This window comes from Microbacterium sp. SYP-A9085 (assembly GCF_009649635.1).
Taxonomy (GTDB): domain Bacteria; phylum Actinomycetota; class Actinomycetes; order Actinomycetales; family Microbacteriaceae; genus Microbacterium.
In genome coordinates this window covers 126138-139691 of the sequence record NZ_WJII01000001.1, presented here as the reverse complement: position 1 = coordinate 139691, position 13554 = coordinate 126138, and the positions used below count along the sequence as shown (strand labels likewise).

General features: G+C 69.1%; 15 protein-coding genes and 1 tRNA gene. 9 read left to right on the top strand and 7 right to left on the bottom strand.

From position 1 onward, the window contains the following. Positions 1-78: 78 nt before the first annotated feature. Positions 79-1338 carry an isochorismate synthase MenF gene (locus GH740_RS00710; RefSeq protein ID WP_367640135.1) on the bottom strand — a complete coding sequence of 420 codons (1260 nt, stop codon included), beginning with the start codon at positions 1336-1338 and terminating at the stop codon, positions 79-81. A 98-nt stretch (positions 1339-1436) separates the two neighbouring features. Here GH740_RS00710 and GH740_RS00705 point away from each other — a divergent pair, with 98 nt between their 5' ends. The 5 genes from GH740_RS00705 to GH740_RS00685 all read left to right on the top strand — a co-directional run bounded on the left by GH740_RS00705 (position 1437) and on the right by GH740_RS00685 (position 6277). Beyond that, positions 1437-2054, top strand: a complete 618-nt coding sequence (locus GH740_RS00705) for a DUF402 domain-containing protein (RefSeq protein WP_367640133.1) — start codon at positions 1437-1439, stop codon at positions 2052-2054. Then, on the top strand, positions 2051-2779 hold the full coding sequence (locus GH740_RS00700; RefSeq protein WP_367640131.1) for a demethylmenaquinone methyltransferase: 729 nt from the start codon (positions 2051-2053) through the stop codon (positions 2777-2779). The genes GH740_RS00705 and GH740_RS00700 overlap by 4 nt, the downstream gene beginning before the upstream one ends. A gap of 56 nt (positions 2780-2835) precedes the next feature. After that, on the top strand, positions 2836-3897 hold the full coding sequence (locus tag GH740_RS00695; protein ID WP_367640129.1) for a polyprenyl synthetase family protein: 1062 nt from the start codon (positions 2836-2838) through the stop codon (positions 3895-3897). Between the two features lie 24 nt (positions 3898-3921). Then, a complete protein-coding gene (locus GH740_RS00690) occupies positions 3922-5283 on the top strand; it encodes an FAD-dependent oxidoreductase (protein ID WP_153744209.1) in 1362 nt (453 codons plus the stop codon). A gap of 604 nt (positions 5284-5887) precedes the next feature. Further along, positions 5888-6277, top strand: coding sequence for an ATP-dependent DNA ligase (locus GH740_RS00685; RefSeq protein WP_253941149.1), 390 nt, complete (start codon positions 5888-5890; stop codon positions 6275-6277). Here the strand turns inward: GH740_RS00685 and GH740_RS00680 are convergent. Together GH740_RS00680 and GH740_RS00675 are read right to left on the bottom strand one after the other, a co-directional pair. Continuing rightward, complete coding sequence (locus GH740_RS00680) at positions 6266-7111, bottom strand: NAD(P)H-binding protein (RefSeq protein WP_172978234.1); 846 nt, start codon at positions 7109-7111, stop codon at positions 6266-6268. The genes GH740_RS00685 and GH740_RS00680 overlap by 12 nt on opposite strands. Continuing rightward, entirely contained in the window at positions 7108-7518 is a 411-nt protein-coding gene (locus GH740_RS00675) for a nuclear transport factor 2 family protein (RefSeq protein WP_153744207.1), read from the bottom strand. Before GH740_RS00675 ends, GH740_RS00680 begins: the two co-directional genes overlap by 4 nt. Before the next feature lie 51 nt (positions 7519-7569). Between GH740_RS00675 and GH740_RS00670 the strand changes: the two genes are divergently transcribed. Together GH740_RS00670 and GH740_RS00665 are read left to right on the top strand one after the other, a co-directional pair. Further along, the gene (locus tag GH740_RS00670; RefSeq protein ID WP_172978233.1) at positions 7570-8205 is read left to right on the top strand and encodes a TetR/AcrR family transcriptional regulator; all 636 of its coding nucleotides are present in this window, start codon (positions 7570-7572) and stop codon (positions 8203-8205) included. Positions 8206-8339: 134 nt separating this feature from the next. Beyond that, positions 8340-8687, top strand: coding sequence for an ATP-dependent DNA ligase (locus GH740_RS00665; RefSeq protein WP_153744205.1), 348 nt, complete (start codon positions 8340-8342; stop codon positions 8685-8687). Here the strand turns inward: GH740_RS00665 and GH740_RS00660 are convergent. Further along, positions 8674-9162 carry a YajQ family cyclic di-GMP-binding protein gene (locus GH740_RS00660; protein ID WP_153744204.1) on the bottom strand — a complete coding sequence of 163 codons (489 nt, stop codon included), beginning with the start codon at positions 9160-9162 and terminating at the stop codon, positions 8674-8676. The genes GH740_RS00665 and GH740_RS00660 overlap by 14 nt on opposite strands. On the opposite strand from GH740_RS00660, the gene GH740_RS00655 reads away from it, so the two are divergent. After that, positions 9150-10166: a carbohydrate kinase family protein gene (locus tag GH740_RS00655; RefSeq protein ID WP_253941148.1), complete on the top strand. Its 1017-nt coding sequence runs from the start codon at positions 9150-9152 to the stop codon at positions 10164-10166. The two genes, GH740_RS00660 and GH740_RS00655, sit on opposite strands and share 13 nt — an antisense overlap. A gap of 221 nt (positions 10167-10387) precedes the next feature. After that, a tRNA-Tyr gene (locus tag GH740_RS00650) sits at positions 10388-10472 on the top strand. 219 nt (positions 10473-10691) lie between these two features. On the opposite strand, the gene GH740_RS00645 is transcribed toward GH740_RS00650, so the two are convergent. Genes GH740_RS00645 through GH740_RS00635 form a run of 3 tightly spaced genes read right to left on the bottom strand, consistent with a single transcriptional unit; the run spans position 10692 to position 13247 of the window. Continuing rightward, complete coding sequence (locus GH740_RS00645) at positions 10692-11663, bottom strand: LCP family protein (RefSeq protein ID WP_153744203.1); 972 nt, start codon at positions 11661-11663, stop codon at positions 10692-10694. After that, complete coding sequence (locus GH740_RS00640; RefSeq protein WP_153744202.1) at positions 11663-12388, bottom strand: class F sortase; 726 nt, start codon at positions 12386-12388, stop codon at positions 11663-11665. Before GH740_RS00640 ends, GH740_RS00645 begins: the two co-directional genes overlap by 1 nt. Then, a complete protein-coding gene (locus GH740_RS00635; protein WP_153744201.1) occupies positions 12369-13247 on the bottom strand; it encodes a hypothetical protein in 879 nt (292 codons plus the stop codon). The genes GH740_RS00640 and GH740_RS00635 overlap by 20 nt, the downstream gene beginning before the upstream one ends. Between the last annotated feature and the right edge of the window lie 307 nt (positions 13248-13554).

Here is a 13554-nt window from a genome sequence, read left to right as displayed (position 1 = left end):
GCGGGCGGGATGCCGCGGCCGGCGGGCCCGCAGCGCTCCGGACGGCGGGCCGCAGCGCTCCGGACGGCCCGCGGCGCGTCAGGCCAGCGCGTCGACGATGGGGCGGAATTTGACGCGGGTCTCCAGCAGCTCCGACTCCGGGTCGCTGCCGGCGACGATGCCGGCGCCCGCATGCGCTGTCACCGGGATCAGGCCGCCGACCGCGTGCGCGCCGAACTGCGCGCCGCGCAGCGCTATCGCCCATTCGCCGTCGCCATGGGCGTCGATCCAGCCGACGGGACCCGCGTACCGGCCGCGGTCGAACGGCTCGAGCCGGCGGATCACCTCGATCGCGGCATCCGTCGGCGTGCCCGCGACCGCCGCCGTCGGATGCAGCGCGCGGATCAGGTCCAGCGAGGTGGAGCCGTCCGTCAGCGTCCCGGCGACATCTGTCGCGAGATGCCACACGTTCGGCAGCTCGAGCGTGAACGGATGCGCGTCGGCGGTCAGGTGCGACACGTGCGGGCCCAGCGCGGATGTCACGCTGTGGACCGCATACCCGTGCTCGTCGAGGTCCTTCGCGCTCGCCGCGAGCGCGCTCGCCGCAGCGGCATCCTCGACGGCGTCCGCGCCGCGGGGACGAGTGCCGGCCAGCACCCGGGCCGTGACGCGGCCGCGGCTCACGGTGACGAGCGTCTCCGGGCTCGCACCCACGATGCCGTCGACGGCATACGTCCAGGTGTCGGGGTAGCCGCCGGCGAGCGCGTGCACGAGCCGCCGCAGATCGGCGCCCTCCGGAACCGTTCCCACGAGGTCACGGGCCACGACCACCTTGCCGACCTCGCCGTCCCGGATCGCCGCGAGCGCCCCGCGCACCGCGGCCTGGTACCCGTCGGCATCCAGCGCCCCCGGACCGACCGTCGCCGACCAGAACGGCCCGAACGGCACGGGGTCGGGACGGTGCTCGTCGCCATCGTGGAGCCGGATGCTGGTGAGCCAGGCGCGCCCGTCGCGGCGGCCGATCACGCGGGCGGGCACGACTATCGAGCTCGAGGCGGCGGAGCGCTCGTCGAACGTCAGCGCGCCGAAGCCGATCATCCCGGTGCCGGGCAGTCCCACGGCATCCTCCACCGTCGCATCCGCGCACAACTGCGCCCACGCGCGCGACAGCGCGAGCGCGCGCGGCTCGTGCGCCGACGCGTTCACGTCCAGCCGCGCCACCTCGCCGGCACCCACCATGCCCTCGCCACGGCGCAGCCATACCAGTGGACGGTGCGGATCCGCGTGCTGGACGAGGTCGCCCGACGGATCGATCTCGCTGGTGCGCACGAGCAGACGCAGGGGAGCGGAACCGGTCACGATCCCAGCCTACGGCGCCCGGCGCGGCCGCCGCCGCGACCCCCATGCCAACGGCCCGGCACCCCCTCCGCGGGGCCGGCCAGGCCTAGACTCGCCCCGTGAGCGACGCCCCGCATCCGCACGACGCCCCGCATCCGCACGACGCCCCGCATCCGCACCACGCTCCGCGGCCCGCCCCGGGCACGCCGCTCGTCTTCCGCTGGCGCAAGTGGGACGGCGGCGCGCACTGGGCGCACGACTGCGTGTACCTCGGCGCCGACGCGTGGGGCGACTGGGTCGGCCAGCCCACGGGATGGCGCAGCCGCCGTCCCGGCCGCGAGTTCGTCGCGGAGTCGCCCAACGTCACGCTGCTCCCGCCGGCCGGGACCTGGGCCGCGACGTGCTATGGCGACGCGCATCCGCGTCACGTGCGCATCTACATCGACGTGGCGTGGGAGCTGTCCTGGACCGGCGCCGAGCCGACGGCGATCGACATGGACCTGGATGTCGTCCGCTGCGACGACGAGCGCGGCATCTACATCGACGACGAGGACGAATGGGCGCAGCACCGCGCACAGTACGGCTACCCCGCCGAGGTCGTCGACCAGCTCGAGCGACTCGCCGCGGACCTGAAGCGCCGGGTGACGGCATCCACCCCGCCGTTCGACGACGAGACCGCCCAGCGCTGGCTCGGCCGCCTCGCCGCACAGAGCGTGCGGCCTAGACTCGAGAAGTGAGCACCGAGCCCAACCGCGCCGACCTCGGCAAGGATCCGCAGCGCGTGAGCGGCATGTTCGACCAGGTCGCCGCCGGCTACGACCGCACGAACGCCGTGCTGAGCCTGGGCAACGACCGCCTGTGGCGCGTCGCCGTCACCCGCGCGGTCGCCCCGCGCCCCGGGCAGCGCATCCTCGACATCGCCGCCGGCACCGGCGCCAGCTCGGTTTCGCTCGCCCGCCGCGGCGCCGAGGTCGTGGCCGCCGACTTCTCGCAGGGCATGATCGCCGAGGGCCGTCGCCGGCACGCGGATGTCGCGAACCTCACGTTCGAGCAGGCGGATGCCACGGCCCTGCCGTTCGCCGATGACGCTTTCGATGCCGTCACCATCTCGTTCGGACTGCGCAACGTGAACGATCCGAAGAAGGCGCTGAGCGAGATGCTCCGCGTGGCCAAGCCCGGCGGGCGGCTCGTCATCTGCGAGTTCTCGCACCCGCGCTCGCGACTGTTCGGGGGCCTCTACACGTTCTACAACAACCGTGTGCTGCCGGTGGCAGCGCGCCTGGTCAGTACGAACGCCGACGCGTACGACTACCTCAACGAGTCGATCCGGGACTGGCCCGACCAGCGGACGCTGGCCGCCTGGATCCGCGAGGCCGGCTGGAGCCAGGTCGCGCACCGCGACCTCTCGTTCGGCATCGTTGCCCTGCACCGCGCGACCAAGCCCCGGCCCGCAGCGTCCTGACTCAACCCTCGGTCACGCGTGCGGCGGCGTGAGCGCGGCCGGGTAGGCTGGAACATGTGACTCCGAGCCCATCCGTGCCGGGCTCGCGCGCGGCGCGCCGCCTCGGCCTCACCGAACGGGTCTTCGCCGGCGCCAGGTCCCGCAAGCTCACGCGCATCGTCGAAGACGGTCTCGCGCGCGTCGAAGAGAGCCTCGCGGCCGAGCTGCGGATGACCGATCCGCTCGTGGACACGACGATCCGCTACCTGTACGAGGCCGGCGGAAAGCGGGTCCGCCCGATGCTCGTGCTGCTGACCAGTCAGCTGGGCAACGGTGTCACGGACGCGGTGATCGACGCAGCGATGGCGCTCGAGCTCACCCACCTCGGCTCGCTGTACCACGACGACGTGATGGATGACGCGGACGTGCGTCGCGGCGTCCCGTCGGCGCACTCGGTGTGGGGGAACAACATAGCGATCCTCGCCGGCGACCTGTTGTTCTCGCGCGCCAGCCAGATCATGGCCCGCAACGGCGAACGGGCCATCCAGTTGCAGGCCGACACGTTCGAGCGTCTGGTCCTCGGCCAGATGCATGAGACGATCGGCCCGCAGTCCGGCGACGACCCGGTGGCGTTCTACCTGCAGGTCCTCTCCGACAAGACCGGGTCGCTGATCGCCGCAGCCGCACAGGCGGGATGCCTGTTCAGCGGCGGGCCGACAGAGTACGAGCAGCCGCTCGTGGTGTTCGGCGAGAAGGCCGGCGTCGCATTCCAGCTGCTCGACGACGTCATCGACCTGTCCGACGACCCCGGCGAGACCGGCAAGGTCCCGGGCACCGACCTGCGCGCCGGCGTGCCGACGATGCCGTACCTGCTCCTCGGACGGGGCGAGGATGCCGCCTCCGCCGCCCTCCACGAGCGCATCGACGCGGGCGTCGATGAGATCGCCGCCGGCGCCGACCCCGCCGTCCTCGACGACGCTCTCGCCGCGCTGCGCGACCATCCCGCCACCGCGCAGACCCGGCGGCTCGCCCGCGACTGGTCGCAGGAGGCGATCGCGGCGCTGGAGGCGCTGCCCGCCGGCGACGTGCGCGAGGCGCTCACCCGCTTCGCGGTCGCGGTCGCCGACCGCAGCAGCTGACCGCTCCCCAACCCGAAGGACCATATGACCAAGCTCAGGCTTGCCATCATCGGCGCCGGCCCAGCCGGCATCTACGCCGCCGACAACCTGCTGAAGGCGGAGCGCAAGTTCGACGTCTCGATCGACCTGTTCGAGAAGCTGCCGGCGCCGTATGGGCTCGTCCGCTACGGCGTGGCACCCGACCACCCGCGCATCAAGGGCATCATCACGGCCCTGCGCGACGTGCTCGACCGCGGCGACATCCGCCTGTTCGGCAATGTCGAATACGGCACCGACATCACACTCGACGATCTGCGCGAGCACTACAACGCCGCCATCTTCGCCACCGGCGCCGTCCGCGACGCGCCCCTGGAGATCCCCGGCATCGACGGGCCCGGCTCGTACGGCGCGGCCGAGTACGTCAGCTGGTACGACGGGCACCCCGACGTTCCCCGCCAGTGGCCCCTGGACACGCCGTCGGTCGCCGTCGTCGGCAACGGCAACGTGGCGCTGGATGTCGCCCGCATGCTCGCCAAGCACGTCGAGGATCTGGTGCCCACCGAAATCCCGCCGAACGTGCACGACGGGCTGGCTGCGTCGCAGGTCACCGACGTGCACATCTTCGGCCGCCGCGGCCCTGCGCAGGTGAAGTTCACCCCGCTCGAACTGCGCGAGCTCGGCGAGCTGCGCGACGTGGACATGGTGCTGTACGACGAGGACTTCGACTACGACGAGGCGTCGAAGCAGGCGGTGGCCAGCAACAAGCAGGTCATGGTGATCGACCGCATCCTGCAGTCGTGGCGCAAGCGCGACGGGGTGGGAGCGGCATCCCGCCGCCTGCACCTGCACTTCTACGCGAAGCCCGTCGAGGTGAAACGGGATGCCGCGGGCCGCATCAGCGGATTCGTGTACGAGCGGACCCGGCCCGACGGCCAGGGGGGCGTGGTGGGCACCGGCGAACTGCGCGAGGTGCCGATCCAGGGCCTGTACCGCGCTATCGGCTACTTCGGCACGCCGCTTCCGGGCATCCCGTTCGACAAGCGGCACGGCATCCTCCCGAACCGGGAGGGCCAGGTTCTGCAGAAGAACTCGAACGACCGGGTGGCCGGGGTCTACACGACCGGCTGGGTCAAGCGCGGGCCGGTCGGCCTGATCGGCCACACCAAGTCCGACGCGATGGAAACGGTGCGGCACCTGATCAACGACCAGGCCTCCTGGTGGCATCCCTCCCACCCCGAGGACGCCGCGATCCCGGCGCTGCTGGCCGCGCGCGGCGTGCAGTGGACCGACCTGGACGGCTGGCACCGGCTCGATGCGCACGAGATTGCGCTGGGCGAGCCCCACGAGCGCGCCCGCATCAAGGTCGTCCCGCGCGACGTGATGGTGCGGGTTTCCCGCGGCGAGTAGCGGGATGCCGCGGGCGGCACGGTCCGACGCGCCGGGCATGCGCCTCGACACGGCCACGTCGGCCAACTACGGTTGAAGCGGTTGCTCGAGTCGACGGCACGTTGAGTCCCCAGCTCGGCGGTGTGCCCGTTCCCCAGACGGGACTGCCGTTCGGTGAGACAACCGCTGTGGGTGCCGCGAGTCTTCGATCCCCAAGACGATTGCTCGCGGCACCCCTCCCTTTCTGCTCTCGCGCATCACAACCACCGGTGTCTGCTCGGATCCGATTCCCCAGTCGTCGGTCGATATCAAGACCCCGTGTGATGCTCGCCCCAGTGCTTCGAGTGGCACCTACGCTACCGGGCATAGCGCCGTTTTGTCCACCGTATGGGGGACAGAAAACAGATATTCAGTGAATTCGACGACGGGTGCCTCATCCTGCGTCGTCCCGATACACCCTCGGCGTGGGTGCGCCACGGTCTTGCGCATCGACGAGAAGAGGCGGATCCTGGGGAGCGGAGCGGGGTCCAGAGTCGGTCGCAGTAGGGTCCAGCTGTGCGGGCTTGGGCCCCCGCCTCCGGACTGAGGTTGCGTCGGTCGGGCGGGAGTACTGGGGAGCCCCATCATGGGGAGATTCACCTACGAGGGAAGCGTCAAGGCGGAGTTCGAGGACCGGATCCTGCTGCATCTGCAGACGGTGATCGCGGGCAAGCTGCGCCGACACGAGTGCTTCCTCTTCACGTGGCGGGAGGATGCCGACATCGGCGGCGGACGGATCGCCGTCTGGATGCATCCGGGCGCGTCCATCGCATTCACGTACACCACGATGCGGCCGGCTGTGCTGAACCGCCGCTGGCTGGAGGCGCTGGCCTATGCGGCGAACTCGCCGATGGGACTGCACCTCGTTCCCGAGCCGGAGGAGCCGACGGTGAGCGCAGGCGAGCGCCATGAGCTGTCGCACGCCGCCGGCAGATCGGCGACGTCCGACACCACCACTCCGCCGTCAGCCGGGTGAGCCGACGATGTCGCGGCTGGCGAGCCATGGATACTCGGTGTGCGCGAAGGAGGGATCGAACGTCAGGTCTGCCGTATCCATGGCGAGCGCCTGCCGCATGAGCCGGGCGATCGCGGGTCGCACCGGCGTCGCCGCGACGGCGCCGACCCGTAGCATCCCGCGCGAAACGTGCCGCGGCTTGGCGGAGCCCGTCGCCCATGCCGCGAGCTCGTTCATCGTGACGTTCCGCGGCCCGCCCACGTCGATGACCCGACCGCGGAGGGAGGGATCGACGGCTGCCCGGGCGACGGCCTGCGCGACATCCGCGACCGAGACGACGTTGATGGGGTTCTCGCCGCGACCGAACACGATCGGCCGTCCCGAGCGTCCCGCGGTCTGACGCAGGAGGTCACGCCAGAGCTCGGCGAATAGCGCCGCGCGGACGATCGTCCACTCGAGCCCGTGCGCGTCGCGGAGCGCCTGCTCGGCGACTGCCTTCATTCGCGCTATCTCGATGGGACTGTCCGTGCGGGCGCCGATGATCGACATGAGCACGACGTGTGCGCCGGTGTCGCGCGCGGCGGCGATGAGGCGGAGGTTCCCATCGCGATCGACCTCGGCGGGAGACTGGCCGCCGGCCGGATCGAGTCCGTTGATCGCGGAGATCACCGTGGCCGAACCGCGCAGCGCCGGCGCGATGGTCGACGCATCCCGCATGTCCGCGGCGACGAACTCCGCCCCCGCGGGCAGGTCACCGGCATGACGCGCGACGATCCGGACCTCGTTGCCCAGGTCCATGAGCTGCGCGGCGACCAGCCGCCCCAGCCGCCCGGTCCCGCCGACGACGGTGATCACGGCCCGACCCGGCGGCGGATGTCTTCGTCGACGGTGTCGCGGCCGTCGTCGACCTGCTCGAGGTAGAAGCGGCATGCCCGCGCCCGCTCGCGGCCGTCGACGTGCGCGACCTCGAAGATCGCCACGCCCCGCATGTCGTGCGACGCCCCATCGCGGCGGGTGCCCCACATCCGCCATTCGGTCCACCGCATCGGGCCGTCGCTTGCTCGTGAGACGACCTCGGCGCGGACGTCGGGCACCCCGGCGAAGATCTGCGCCCAGTTCGTGCGCACCTGCGTACTGCCGCGGAAATCGCGGCCAGGGTGCACGGGCATCCGGAGGCGGTAGTCGTCGGCGAAGCAGTCCACGAGCGCATCCAGATCGTGCGCGTTCGTCGCCGCGCAGATCCGGTCGATGACATCGTCCATCGCGACCTCCCGTATTGGATACAGGAATCTATATTGATTACGATGGTGCGCGTGACGACGCGGGAAGTCAAGCGACGATATGACGCGAGCGGGCGTCGGGCGGCCGCCGAGGACCGGCGCACCCGCATCATCGACGCGGCGCGGATGCGGTTCCTCGCAGAGGGTTACCACGCGACGACCATCGCCGAGATCGCCGCGGACGCCGGCGTCGCCCCGGCGACCATCTATAAGGCGTTCGGCAGTCGCGCAGGCCTTGTCGAAGCCATCTGGAATGCTGCGCTCGCGGGGGAGGGAGATCGCCCGGCCGAGTCGCGGTCCGACGAGGGGGCGAGGGATGCCGCGAGCCCCGAGGACATCCTGCGCCACTGGAGCCGGATGGCCGTCGAGGTAGCCGCGCTCGCTGCCCCGGTGCACCAGCTCGTGCGCACGGCGGCAGTCACCGACCCGCCGGCGGCCCGGCTCCTCGAGCGGATCGAGGCCGCACGCGCCGCGCGGATGACCCACAACGCTGCGTATCTCGTCGACGGCGGTCACCTGCGCCCGGGCCTTTCTGCAGAGCAGGCGCGCGACATCCTCATGTTCGCGACCGCCGAGCTCTACCCGGCGTTCGTCGACCGCGCCGGCTGGATGCCGCAGGACTACGCCGACCTCCTCTACCGGTTCCTGCGATCCGCGCTGCTTGCGTGACACGTCGCGGGGAATGGCCATGCAGTAGCGTGGCCATGGGATATGAATCCTGACGTCAGCGGTACGAGCAACCACCTCCGCTTCTCGACCGCATTCGACGCCGACCAGAGCGGGAGTCTCGAGGAGGCTCCACCTTGGGCCAATTCACGTACGAAGGAACCGTCAAGGCCGACATCGAGGATCGCCTGCTGATGCATGTGCAGGTCGTCATCTCCGACAAGCTCCGGCGGCGGGAGGCCTTCCTGTTCACGTGGTCGAACGATCCCAGACGGGAGGGCGGACGCACCACGGTGTGGATGAATCCGGCTGCGGCGATCGCGTTCACGTACCAAGGGACCTGGTCGATCGCCCTGAATCGGGCGTGGCTGGAAGCTCTGGCCTACACGGCGAACTCGCCCGGCGGTCTCCGCCTCATCCGTGAGCCGGCCCCTGCAGAGGTCGACGCGGTCCCCGGGTCATCCAGCCGCCTTACCGGTAGTTGATGAACTGCAGGTCCACGTCGAGGTCGGCGGCCTTGAGTAGGCGGATGACCTCCTGCAGGTCGTCGCGGCTCTTGGACTGCACGCGCAGTTCGTCGCCCTGGATCTGCGACTTCACCGAGCGCGGCGCTTCGTCGCGGATCAGCTTGCTGATCTTCTTCGCGTTCTCCTGCGAGATGCCGTCCTTCAGGCTCGCGGAGATGCGGCACTCCTTGCCGCTGGGCACCGGATCGCCGGTCTCCAGGCTCTTCAGCGAGATGCCGCGCTTGATCAGCTTCGACTGGAAGACATCCAGGACGGCCTTCGCACGCTCCTCGGTGCTCGCCTTGATCAGGATCTGCTCGCCGCTCCACTCGATCGACGCGCCGGTGCCCTTGAAGTCGTAGCGCTGCTCGACCTCTTTGCGTGCCTGGTTCAGGGCGTTGTCCGCCTCCTGATGATCCACCTTGGAGACGATGTCGAAGGATGAGTCGGCCATACCCCGAGTCTATCCAGCCCGCGTTCACGGCGTATCGGCGACGTCGCGACATCCCGTCCGAGGCGCTCTCTAGACTGACCGGCATGGAACTGGATGCCGAGCCCCGTGTGGTCGTGATCGGCGACGCGCTGATCGACGAGCTGCACGACGGCGCCTCCGTCAAGGAACTCGTAGGCGGTGCGGCGCTGAACGTCGCGGTGGGGCTCGTGCGGCTCGGCGTGCCTGCGACGCTGATCGCGATGGTCGGCGATGACGAGGCCGGGGACCACATCCGCGCGTACCTGCACGACTACGGCGTCGAGCTGTTGCAGACCACGTCGCCGCGGGGCTCCTCTCGTGCGGTGTCGACGCGCACCGGCGGCGAGCCGGTGTATGAGTTCAACGAGGCCGCGCGTGCACGTCACATCGTCTTCGGCGACGCCGAGCGCGCCGCGATCACCGCCGCGCCGCTCACGGTGGTCAGTTGCTTCCCGTTCGACGACCCCGCTCAGGTGCAGGCCCTCGCCGACGCGGTGGGCGGGGGCCCGCTCGCGATCGACCCGAATCCGCGCGCCGGGATGCTGCGCGACCGTGCCGAGTTCGTCCGGGGCTTCCGGTCGCTCGTGCCGCGCTGTCGGCTCGTGAAGGTGGGGGAGGACGACGCGCGGCTGCTGTATTCGACGTCCGTCGACACGCTGCGGGGGCAGCTGGTCGCCGCAGGTGCGGAGACCGTGCTGGCGACCGCCGGTGCCGCCGGGGTGGTGCTGGATGCCGACGGCGTTCAGGTCACAATGCCGGTGGTGTCGTTGCCGGGCGATGTCGTGGACACGATGGGAGCGGGGGACGCCGTGCTCGCGTCGATCGTGGCCTCGATCGTGCAGGATGGTCCCGCGGATGCGGCGGCGTGGGAGGACGCGCTGGAGCGCGCCATGCGGGTCGCCGCGGCCACGGTGCGGTTCGAGGGCGCACTGCTACGGCTGCCCGAGAGCCTCGAGGCGATGGAGCTGGACCGCCTCGGCACGTGACGCCACCGTCGGCGTCTCGACCAGCCCGCTCAGCGAGGAGCGCCGCGACGAGACGGCGCGACATCGCCCACGGAGTGGACGTGATTTCACGCCGCATGGCGGCATCCCGTGGAATCCCGACCACTGCGCTCGCCACGTACGTACGTGGCACGGCCGCCGACCGGGTAACATTGTTGATCGCGCCTCCGATCGACTGCACAAGCCGGGTGGAGGCCGCACCTGGCGAGTTACCCAAGCGGCCAAAGGGATCTGACTGTAAATCAGCTGTCTACGACTTCGGGGGTTCGAATCCCTCACTCGCCACCAAAGGTTGTACAGGGTTCTCGCGAAGGGAATCCAGGGAAATGGCCCGAAAACGAATCCCCCCGAGGAAACCGGGGGGATTCGTCGTTCCAGGATAGGGTGTCTGTGCTCGGGAGCATGCTCAGGGACGGTGTCAGAACCCGCCGTGGTCTCGAAGCCACCCACCAGCTGCTTGTTCTGCCGTGAGCTGCCGAGGATGCTACTGGGTGACGGGCGCGAGTCTCAGCGATTTCGCTGGCACTGTCCCCGCTTGAACCCGGCAGTTTCCAGAGTCTCCACGGTCTCCTGATTGATCTGCACCGGAAGCACGCCAGAGGTCGACTGAGCGGGAACATCGACAACAGTCGCGGAATCCGGCCAAGCCCGGATCAGGTCTGCCAGCGAGGTGTCGCGGTCCGTCGTGATGTGGTCGGTGACTGCCAGCGCGAGTCTCTGGGTGGCGAGTGGATTGACGATCTGCGACTTGGCCTTGCGCATCGTCGCGGCGAAGATCCTTCCGGCCCACTCGGTCCGGTCGGACGCCCCGGCGTTGATGGATGACTCTCTCCAGGTCCCGTTGATCTTCTGAACCGGGTGGCGCGATCGAACGAGCGCGAGGGCTGTCTCTCCGTCGAGCAGCTGGCGGCCTGCGTGGGGAAGTGCGAGACCGGCCTTGAGGTCTATGACGGGATGCTGGGTGGTTACCTCAACCCCTCCGACGGCGTCGACGATCGATGCGAAACCCGCCATCGAAACGACGACCAGATGTGACACGTTCACGCCGAGCGAGTCGCAGAGGCTGCTCCCGAACTCGGCTGGCCCGTTGTGCCAGCTCAGAGCGAGCCGCTCCAGCCCGTGGGTGTCAGCGTTGTAGGTGACGAGGTCGCGGGGGAGGGAGAGCACGCTGGTCTTTCCGGCCTGCTTGTGAACGACGAGAATGACGTCGGCTCGTTGCCCAGGGGTATCAGCGGTTGTGCCATAGACGTTGCGGCCATCAGGAAGATCGTCGCGGGAGTCGGATCCGATGATGACCCACGTCTCGCCCGGCCCGTCGGACAGCGGGAAGTCCATACGGTTGATGCGGGAATTGAGGACAAAGTAGTCGACTGGAATCGCGACGCATACTGCGAGGAATAAGGCGAGAACTGCGCACCCGGCACTGGCGAGGGCCTTACGCCTTCGGCCGCGCCGGCCCACGATTGCGGTGTTGGTCATCACTGCCCGGTGTTCGGTGTCCCGCCTCGCAACTGCAGCACTGCCACGACGTTCTGAGTTGAGTAGCCACCGTTCACTGTCTTGGCTCCGGGGCCGTGGTAGCAGCTGATCAGTAGAAGACGGCCCGGAACCTGGTCGATCGCCTCGGGCGTCGACGTGTAGTCGCCCTTCTCCGGCTTCACGACGCGCTCGACGTCGTACGTGAGCACTCCCGCGGATGTCGTGACGAGCGCCGAGGCGCCGGTTTTTAGCTTGTAGAGGGAATCAAAAACGGTGCCCGGCGCAGCCGAGCTGTGCCCGAAGAGGTAGACCGTTCCGTCAGAATCGGTGCCCGGCTCTGCACCAAAGGCTATGCCGCCGACAGCGGCCTTCTGCCACGAAACCGTGGTGCCATCGGGTGGATCGATACACGTGATGACGCCGCCGTCGATGCAGCTTCGCCCCGTCACTCCATCGCTGCCGGCCTCCGCCTGTGCGACGGTGTACAAACTCACGGGGGCATCGACGCCGATCGACGGAATCGTCAGTCGAGTGGGAGCGGCGGCGGGCACGTCACGCGGGGTCGGCTCGGTCGGGGGAAGGGTTGGGGTCGTCGTCGGCATCACGGGCGGCGCGGCTTCGGCCTCACCGCCCTGGGTGAGGGCGGCGAGGCCGAAGAGAACTGCCGAGACGAGGACGAGCGCGACGCCCCCGGCGACGAGCCCTTTAGAGGCTGGGCTGCTCACGGCGACGACGGGCAAACTGCACGCCGGCTGCTGCGAGCAGGCCGAGGCCTGCAACGCCCGCTGCGATACCGGCGATGAACAGCCCACTGTTGGGCGATGCTTCCGCGACGAGATCAGTCGCGGCACCAGGCACGCTTCCGCTCACGGCGAGCGGGACAGACGTGCTCGTGCCGCTCATCACGCCGATGAGATAAACAGTGTGGCTTCCGGCCGGAAGCGTCGAGGGGATTGCGACGGTGCCCGAGACAGAACCGTTGGCTGCCGCCGTCAGGGTGCCGAGCAGAACAGGGGTCGAGTGAGCCCACACTTCAACCGACTCGCCACCGAAATAACCGGCGTCATCCGGCACACTCACGGTCAGAGATTCGCCGGGCTTCACCGTCGAGGTGCTCAGAGCGAGGCCAGCGTCGCTCTTCGCCTTGGCGAAGAACGCGTCGAGCTGCGCCTTGGAGAATACCGACTTTGTGTCGTACCACTTCGAAGAGTCGCCGAGGAAGATGCTCTTCGCGTCGTAGCGGAAACTGCTCGTGTACACGTCGCACGTCGCGACGATCGCCAGCGGGCCGTCATCGTACTTGCTCAGGCTCGCCGTAGTGCTCCACGTTCCGTCGGCCTTGGGTGTGGCTGTCGCGAGGTAATCGCCCCACTGCCCGCCGGAGACTCCCACGTCGACTGACGCAGGCTTACCATTCGCCACACAGCCGGTCCCACTGACGGTGATGCTTCCGCCCGAAGCGACCTTGGCAGTGGAGACAGTCATCTCTCCTGGCGACGCCGCCTGAGCAGGGAGGGCCGCGCCGAGCGCGAGGGCGCCGGCCGCGAGAACCGTGGCGAAGCTGCCTACGAGGGATTTGCGCACGTGAATGCCTTTCTGGAGGGATGGTAAAGGGAGCCGGGGCAATGACATTGCTGATCACCGCCGCCGAGTATGTTGATTGGTTCAAGCACTGACTCTACGGCGAGATCGGCATGGAGTGCCGCACGAGGAGAGCAAGTTCTACTGCTGCGAGACCAAAGACGGGTTCTCGAACAGACCTGAATAGTCCAAATCCCACCGGAACCGCAATTGTTTGAGTCCCGATATTCCGCTGTTCTCAAGGATGTCGGTGCGTTCGTGACGCCGCACAAAAAATGGAGGGTTGCCGGCTGCCGGGCACCCGTCTTCC

What these genes read in the sequence shown, in the direction of transcription:
- GH740_RS00655 (WP_253941148.1), top strand. Translation starts at nt 9,150, where the DNA reads ATGAGTCGGCCATACCCCGAGTCTATCCAGCCCGCGTTCACGGCGTAT.
- GH740_RS00685 (WP_253941149.1), top strand. Translation starts at nt 5,888, where the DNA reads ATGGGGAGATTCACCTACGAGGGAAGCGTCAAGGCGGAGTTCGAGGAC.
- GH740_RS00690 (WP_153744209.1), top strand. Translation starts at nt 3,922, where the DNA reads ATGACCAAGCTCAGGCTTGCCATCATCGGCGCCGGCCCAGCCGGCATC.
- GH740_RS00660 (WP_153744204.1), bottom strand. Translation starts at nt 9,162, where the DNA reads ATGGCCGACTCATCCTTCGACATCGTCTCCAAGGTGGATCATCAGGAG.
- GH740_RS00645 (WP_153744203.1), bottom strand. Translation starts at nt 11,663, where the DNA reads ATGACCAACACCGCAATCGTGGGCCGGCGCGGCCGAAGGCGTAAGGCC.
- GH740_RS00675 (WP_153744207.1), bottom strand. Translation starts at nt 7,518, where the DNA reads ATGGACGATGTCATCGACCGGATCTGCGCGGCGACGAACGCGCACGAT.